Genomic DNA, 7,877 nt, shown 5'->3' on the forward strand with positions numbered 1-7,877 from the left:
GCCACAAGCGGGTCAAAGGGCGCAGCAGCGACCTGCCACTCGGCCTACCAACAAGAAGGGAGCCATCGGCTCCCTTCTTTCATGTCGTGCACGGCGATGTCACGCGCCTTCGGAGGTAGCCTTGCTGGCACTTCTCCTGGCCTTCACCATGCCGATCACCATGGGCAACAAGGAGACCGCGATGATGCCGAAGATGAGCAGGGTAAAGTTGTGGCGCACTACCGGCAGATTGCCAAAGAAGTGGCCGGCATAGACGAAGGAGAGCACCCACAAGAGCCCCCCCACCAGGTTGAACGCCAGGAAGCGGGGATAGGTCATGGCCCCCATGCCCGCCACGAAGGGGGCGAAGGTGCGCACTATGGGCAGGAAGCGGGTGATGATGATGGTCTTGCCGCCATGCTTGGCATAGAAGGCATGGGTCTTGACCAGATAGTCCCGGCGAAAGATTTTGGAATCGGGGTTGCGAAACAGCTGCTCACCGAAGAAGTGGCCTATGGTGTAGTTCACCACGTTGCCGAGCACCGCGGCGATGATCAGCACGGCGGCTAGGGTGTGCACGTCCAACACGCTGCCCACGGTGAGGGCACCTGCAGCAAACAACAGGGAGTCCCCCGGCAGGAAGGGAGTCACCACCAGCCCGGTTTCACAGAAGATGATGAGAAACAGGATGGCGTATACCCAGACGCCATAGTTCTCGAACAGCTCTTTCAGATGCACGTCAACGTGCAGAATAAAGTCGATGGCAAAGAGGATCAGATCCATTTTTTGGTACCCATGAAGTGAACGGCGTGGAGTCTACGCCAATGAGACCTGGCTCACAATCTCCCCATGGTCCCCTTTTTCGAATCCCATGAAGGGAGTCATTCAGTCCCCCCTTCTTTTCCCCTCTCCCTGAACGTAGGCTTCTGCTCACTCGGCCTTGTCCAGAGCGGCCAGCACCTCGCCGGGCAAGCATTTCTCCCAGCCCCACAAGAGGAGCAGCAACAAGGTAGCGTCGTCGAGCCAGCCAAGGAGAGGCACCACATCGGGGACAACGTCCACCGGGCTGATGCCATAGAGCAGAATAAGGATCACCAGCCCCTTCGCCCACCAGGGCGTGCCTGGGTGGCGAAAGCCTTGATAGAGGCGGCGCAAACGCCGCCAGATGAGCCAGCGTCTGGTGCTCATGACTCGATCAGCTCGCCGCGCAGCCGCTGGATCTGATCCCGCAGCGCCGCCGCCTGTTCGAACTCCAGATCCCGCGCATGCTGGAACATCTGCTCTTCCATCCGCTTGATCTCCTTGCTGATCTCGCTGGCAGAGCGGGCATGGTACTCCCCTTGCGGTTCGGCAGCCTTGCGACTCCCCTTGCCCGCCTTGCCCGCCGTGCGGCTGCCCCCCATGTCCATCACATCGCCGATGGCCTTGTTGAGCCCCTTCGGCACGATGCCGTGTTCCAGGTTGTGGGCGTGTTGCAGGGCGCGGCGCCGCTCGGTCTCTTCGATCGCCACCTTCATGGAGTTGGTGATGGTATCGCCGTAAAGGATCACCTTGCCGTTGAGGTTACGTGCCGCCCGGCCGATGGTCTGAATGAGGGAGCGGGTGGAGCGCAGGAAGCCCTCTTTATCCGCATCCAGAATGGCCACCAGGGAGACTTCCGGCATGTCGAGGCCTTCGCGCAGCAGGTTGATGCCCACCAGGACATCGAACTTGCCAAGGCGCAGGTCGCGGATGATTTCCACCCGCTCCACGGTATCAATGTCCGAGTGCAGATAGCGCACCCGTACCTCGTGATCTGCCAGGTATTCGGTCAAGTCCTCCGCCATCCGCTTGGTCAGTGTCGTGACCAGCACCCGCTCCTCCACGGCGACCCGCTTGCGGATCTCGGAGAGCAGGTCGTCCACCTGGGTGGTGACCGGACGCACCTCGATCTCGGGGTCCAGCAGGCCGGTGGGACGCACCACCTGTTGCACCACGTCACCGCCGGACTTCTCCAGCTCGTAGGGACCCGGGGTCGCCGAGACGAACACCGTCTGGGGCATCAGCGCCTCGAACTCGTCGAACTTGAGGGGCCGGTTGTCCAGCGCCGAGGGAAGCCGGAAGCCGTACTCCACCAGGGTCTCCTTGCGGGATCTGTCCCCTTTGAACATGGCGCCGATCTGCGGCACCGTGACGTGGGATTCGTCGATGATGAGCAGGCCGTCCCCCGGCAGGTAGTCAAACAGGGTGGGCGGCGGCTCACCCGGTGCGCGGCCGGAGAGGTAGCGGCTGTAGTTCTCTATACCGGAGCAGTAACCCAGCTCCTGCATCATCTCCATGTCGAACTGGGTGCGTTGGCTGATGCGCTGCTCCTCCACCAGCTTGTTGAGGTTCATCAGCTGCTCGCGCCGCCCCTTGAGCTCCTCCTTGATGTGCTCGATGGCACCCAGAATGGTCTCCCGCGGGGTGGCGTAGTGGGTCTTGGGGTAGATGGTGTAACGCACCACCGTCTGCTCGATGGCGCCGGTCAAGGGATCGAACAGGGAGAGGCGTTCTACCTCTTCATCAAACAGCTCCACCCGCAGGGCCAGCTTGTCCGATTCGGCGGGGTAGATGTCGATCACCTCCCCCCGCACCCGGAAGGTGCCGCGCTGGAAGGCCATGTCGTTGCGGGTGTACTGCAGTTCGGCGAGGCGGCGCAGGATATCCCGCTGATTGATCACGTCCCCCACTTTGAGGTGCAGCATCATGCTGAGGTAGGCCTGGGGATCCCCCAGACCATAGATGGCCGATACCGAGGCGACGATCACCACGTCGCGCCGCTCCAGCAGCGCCTTGGTGGCTGACAGCCGCATCTGCTCGATGTGATCGTTGATGGAGGCATCCTTCTCGATGAAGGTGTCCGTGGTCGGCACATAGGCTTCGGGCTGGTAGTAATCGTAATAAGAGACGAAATACTCCACCGCGTTGTCGGGGAAGAACTCCTTCATCTCCCCATAGAGCTGGGCCGCCAGGGTCTTGTTGGGGGCCAGGATCATGGTGGGACGATTAAGAGTCGCGATGACGTTGGCCATGGTAAAGGTCTTGCCCGAACCGGTCACCCCGAGCAGGGTCTGGTGGGCCAGTCCCGACTCGATGCCATCGAGCAGCTGGGCGATGGCCCTCGGCTGATCCCCGGCGGGTTGAAACTGGCTGGCCAACTGGAATAACTTGCTCATGACGACTCCCGGCAAAAAACGGCAAGGGAGCAGTGTACCCCGAGTTGAAGGAGCTGGGTATCCGCTCACCCTCCCTGATGGCTATTGACCCTGAAATACGACCTCTGTATGATGCACCTCCTTGCCTGATGTTCCCCCGTAGTTCAGTCGGTAGAACGGCGGACTGTTAATCCGTATGTCACTGGTTCAAGTCCAGTCGGGGGAGCCAATTCCTCACCATCTCGGTGCAAGTTATCCACTTTAGTGCTTTCCTCTTCCAATTTTAATGCACAAGCCCTCCCCTGCGGCCTGACTCCCTTTTGATCTCCCGTTACTGACCAGCAGCGTTTTGTTCTGCTGCGTATAACTATTTGATTTTTATAGAAACAATTTATTGCAGGTATTTTTTGAACAGTCCTTGCAGCCCAGTATTGGCGCGGCTTTCAGCCTGATCGCCAAGTTTCATAAACAGGGTTATCCACAGTTTCTGTGGGTAACTTGACCAAAGCCACGGTTCATCTGGGCTGGCAGCCATTGTCCCCGGTTTGCGATGGCTGCCCCCGCTCTTCCCCATTTTCTGCTGTTTTTCCCTTCCCCCCTAAATGGGATGAATCGACTCGCGGTGCTGCCTGTGGGGGATTTTTTTTCGCTATGCCGCGTCCTGCGGGTCAGCCCTCGCCGGATGAGTCATGAGTCTCTTTTGTTACCCTTCAATTTCCTCAGTGGAAAATGCTGAAAAACATGCCCGTTTGCTCCCCATGCAGCAGGTAATAAATTGTCCACAGGAGCGTCATCCCCTCTCTGCTCAACAGCATATTTCACTCATTGACAGCGGGCCTTGCAGCGTAAAATAGAGGTGTTTTCCCCAGCCCCCCCCTCGCATCCCTATCTTCATCGAAGAGACCAGCACTTAACTGGCTGTTAATCCGCTTTGGCGCTTCTTTCTTGATACAGGATCCGGCACAATATCGGCCTCACTTTTATCCTCGGTTTTTCCGGGCATGACCATAGATTTCGTGACACTGCTACATCAAAGCGACTCCCTGCTGCTGTTCGTGGTACTAGCCTTCGGGCTGCTGCTGGGCAAGGTACGCATCGGCAACTTCCAGATAGGCAACACCATAGGCGTGCTCTTCACCGCCCTGCTGTTTGGCCAGATGGGATTCCAGTTTTCCACCTCCACTGAAAACGTCGGCTTCATGCTGTTCATCTTCTGTGTGGGAATTGAAGCGGGGCCGCACTTTTTCAGCGTCTTCCTTCGCGACGGCATCCACTACATCACCCTGACCCTGGTGATCCTGCTGTCGGCCCTGCTGCTGACCGTGGGGCTCGCCAAGTTCTTTAATCTGGGGCCCGGCATGGCCGCCGGCATTCTGGCAGGTTCCCTCACCTCCACGCCGGCCCTGGTGGGGGCGCAGGACGCCCTGCGAAGCGGATTGCTCAACCTGCCCCACCAGACCGACATGCAGTCGGTGCTGGACAACATGGGCATCGGCTACGCCCTGACCTACCTGGTGGGGCTGGTGGGGCTGATGCTGGTGGTGCGCTACCTCCCCTCCCTGGCCAGGCTGGATCTCAATACCGAAGCGCAGAAGATTGCGCGCGAGCGGGGGCTGTCCGACAGCGAGAGCCGCAAGACCTATCTGCCCATCATCCGCGCCTATCGGGTCGGCCCAGAGCTCGCCGCCTGGATCGGGGGGCGTACCCTGCGGGAGACCGGCATCTATCCCCACACCGGCTGCTATGTGGAGCGCATTCGCCGCAACGGCATCCTGGCGAGCCCCGACGGTGATGCCGTCATTCAGGAAGGGGACGAGATAGCTCTGGTGGGCTACCCCGAGAGCCACGAGAAGCTCGACGTCAACTACCGCAACGGCAAAGAGGTGTTCGATCGCAACCTGCTTGACCTCCAGATCGTCACCGAAGAGATCGTGGTGAAGAACGATGCCGTGGTGGGTCGCCACCTGGTGGAGCTCAACCTCACCGAGAAGGGGTGCTTCCTGAACCGGGTGGTGCGCTCCCAGATCGAGATGCCGTTCGATCGCAATATCATGCTGCAAAAGGGTGACGTGCTGCAGATCAGCGGCGAGAAGCAGCGGGTCAAGCTGCTGGCCAACAAGATCGGCTTCATCAGCATCCACAGCCAGACCACGGATCTGGTGGCCTTTGCCACCTTCTTCGTGCTGGGGCTGCTCATCGGCTCCGTCTCCCTGGTGTTCGGCCAGATAGAGTTCGGCCTCGGCAATGCCGTCGGCCTGCTGCTGGCGGGGATCCTGATGGGCTACCTGCGGGCCAACCACCCCACGGTGGGCTATGTGCCGCCGGGGGCCCTGCGCCTTGCCAAGGATCTCGGGCTCGCTGTCTTCATGGTGAGTACCGGCCTCAAGGCGGGGGGCGGCATCCTTGATCACCTGAGCGAAGTGGGGATGGTGGTGCTCTTCTCCGGCATGCTGGTGACCACCTTGCCGGTGCTGGTAGGCTACCTGTTCGGTGTCTGGGTGCTCAAAATGAACCCAGCCCTGCTGCTCGGCGCCATCACGGGCGCACGTACCTGCGCCCCGGCCATGGACGTGGTGAACGAAGCGGCCAACAGCTCCATCCCGGCGCTCGGCTATGCCGGCACCTATGCGGTGGCCAACGTCATGCTGACCCTGGCGGGCTCCTTCATCATCGGCTTCTGGTTCTAGCCAAACGGGCCCGCAACACGCAGAAAAAGAGGAGCCTCGGGGCTCCTTTTTTCATGGGCGGGCACTCCTGGATGGAATAGTGGAAATCGTGCTATGGGGCCATCTCTATCAAACCCAATAAGCTAAATCACCCACAAGGCGCCACTTACACTCAATAAAACGAGCGAGGTGTAAGTGATGAAACGCGCATGGATGGTCGTGATCTGGTGGTTCTGCTCCCTGACGCCAGCCTGGGGGGCCGAATCCGGCAAGCAGGTGGCCCCCGAGGCAGAGACGGAGAAAAGCGCCCTGAGCTTTGAGGGGGACGAGCTTGCCAGACCCAGGCTGGGAGATCTCGACGTCATGCTGGAGCAGCGCACCATCCGAGTGCTCACCACCTACAACAAGACGGGGTTCTTCATCACCAAGGGCGTGCAGCGGGGCGTCACCTACGATGCCTTCATGTAGGTGGAAAAGCGTCTCAACGAACAGTTGCGCAAGCAAAAGGCGATCAAGCGCCACCTCAAGGTGCACTTCGTCTTCATTCCCGTGGCCCGGGAAGCGCTGCTGAGCTCCCTCATCGAGGGCAAAGGCGACATCGCCGCCGCCAATCTCACCATCACGGACAAGCGCAAGAAGCAGGGTATCGCCTTCACCGATCCCCTGCTTGAAAACGTGCGGGAGCTGCTCGTCTCCGGCCCCCTCTCCCCCAAGGTGGAAAGCGCCGCCGATCTCGGGGGCCAGCGCGTCTTCGTGCGCCCCTCCTCCAGCTACTACGAGTAGCCTCATGGCCTACAACCAGGCCCGCAAGTCGGCGGGAGAGCCCCTCATCGACCTCCAACCCGCCTCGGAGGTACTCGAAGATGAAGATCTGGTGGAGATGGTGAACGCAGGCCTGCTCCCCTTCATCGTCATGGACGAGCACAAGGCCCGCTTCTGGCAAAAGATTTTCCCCGGAATCACCATTCACGACGCCCCCGTGTTCCGGGAAGGGGGCGTCATCGCCTGGGCGGTGCGCAAGGAGAGCCCCCAGTTGCTCGCCATGCTCAACGAGCAGATCAAGGCGCTGCGCGGCAAGGCGACGGGGGATGAGATCCTGGCCCGTTATCTCAAGCAGAACAAGTTCGTCAAAAGCGCCGCCGCCGAGGCGGAGCGCAAGAAATTCCTGCAGGTGGTCGAGCTGTTCCGTGAATATGGCGAACGCTATGACATGGACTGGCTGCTGATGGCGGCCCAGGGCTACCAGGAGTCCGCCCTCAACCATCATGCCCGTAGCCATGTGGGCGCCATCGGCATCATGCAGATCATGCCCGCCACCGGCAAGGGGCTGAAGGTCGGCGACATCCGCCAGCTCGAGCCCAATATTCACAGGGGCGTCAAATACATGCGCTGGATGATCGATCACTACTATGCGGACGAGCCCATGACCGCCCTCGACAAGGCCCTCTTCTCGTTCGCCTCCTACAATGCCGGCCCCGCCCGGGTAGCCAGGCTCCGTGCCGAGGCCAGGAAACGGGGGCTGGATCCCAACGTCTGGTTCCACAATGTCGAGTACGTGGCGGCAGAGAAAATCGGCCCCGAGACGGTCACCTATGTGGGCAACATCTACAAGTACTACATCGCCTACAAGCTGGTGTTGACATCCTCCCCCACCTTAGCGCTTCGCGTCACAGGAGGGGGATTCCCATTACTGGGTGATAGCTGCTCGCGCAGTACCGGGTTCCTGCTTCATCGGGCGGCCTGATTGCACCGCGCCTCCACAGGCTAAAACGGCGTGTCCCGCCGCTAAAATATTGCGAGCGCCGTTCACATCGGCGTTCGCCTCATAACCACACGCAGCGCATTTAAACTGGCTTTGCGTCTGGCGGTTATCCTTCGCAGTATGCCCACAACAGGCGCACTGCTGGCTCGTGTAGGCCGGGTTTATCGCCAACACCTGACCACCTCGCCATGCCTGCTTGTATTCGAGCTGGCGGCGCAGCTCAAACCAGCCCTGATCTAATATCGAACGATTCAGCCCTGATTTTGCCCGGACGTTGCGCCCCGGCTGACTGGT

General features: G+C 60.2%; 5 protein-coding genes, 1 tRNA gene and 1 pseudogene. 3 read left to right on the plus strand and 4 right to left on the minus strand.

Going from position 1 to position 7,877, the window contains the following annotated elements:
• Positions 1 to 99 precede the first annotated feature (99 nt).
• From J9892_RS20390 to uvrB, 3 genes are all read right to left on the minus strand, one after another.
• A complete protein-coding gene (locus J9892_RS20390) occupies positions 100 to 762 on the minus strand; it encodes a DedA family protein (protein WP_010674909.1) in 663 nt (220 codons plus the stop codon).
• A gap of 147 nt (positions 763 to 909) precedes the next feature.
• The gene (locus tag J9892_RS20395; RefSeq protein WP_041215068.1) at positions 910 to 1,167 is read right to left on the minus strand and encodes a DUF1232 domain-containing protein; all 258 of its coding nucleotides are present in this window, start codon (positions 1,165 to 1,167) and stop codon (positions 910 to 912) included.
• Positions 1,164 to 3,176, minus strand: coding sequence for an excinuclease ABC subunit UvrB (gene uvrB / locus J9892_RS20400; protein WP_210538794.1), 2,013 nt, complete (start codon positions 3,174 to 3,176; stop codon positions 1,164 to 1,166). Before uvrB ends, J9892_RS20395 begins: the two co-directional genes overlap by 4 nt.
• A 132-nt stretch (positions 3,177 to 3,308) precedes the next feature.
• On the opposite strand from uvrB, the gene J9892_RS20405 reads away from it, so the two are divergent.
• The 3 genes and pseudogenes from J9892_RS20405 to J9892_RS20415 all read left to right on the plus strand — a co-directional run bounded on the left by J9892_RS20405 (position 3,309) and on the right by J9892_RS20415 (position 7,565).
• A tRNA-Asn gene (locus J9892_RS20405) sits at positions 3,309 to 3,384 on the plus strand.
• 772 nt (positions 3,385 to 4,156) lie between these two features.
• The gene (locus tag J9892_RS20410; protein ID WP_029314601.1) at positions 4,157 to 5,842 is read left to right on the plus strand and encodes an aspartate:alanine antiporter; all 1,686 of its coding nucleotides are present in this window, start codon (positions 4,157 to 4,159) and stop codon (positions 5,840 to 5,842) included.
• A 177-nt stretch (positions 5,843 to 6,019) separates the two neighbouring features.
• Positions 6,020 to 7,565, plus strand: a pseudogene (locus J9892_RS20415) (lytic transglycosylase F).
• Here J9892_RS20415 and J9892_RS20420 read toward each other — a convergent pair.
• The coding region (locus J9892_RS20420; protein WP_210538796.1) for an RNA-guided endonuclease TnpB family protein at positions 7,509 to 7,877 on the minus strand (369 nt) is incomplete at its 5' end. The pseudogene J9892_RS20415 and the gene J9892_RS20420 overlap by 57 nt on opposite strands.

This window comes from Aeromonas sp. Prich7-2 (genome assembly GCF_017939255.1).
Lineage (GTDB): Bacteria > Pseudomonadota > Gammaproteobacteria > Enterobacterales > Aeromonadaceae > Aeromonas > Aeromonas caviae.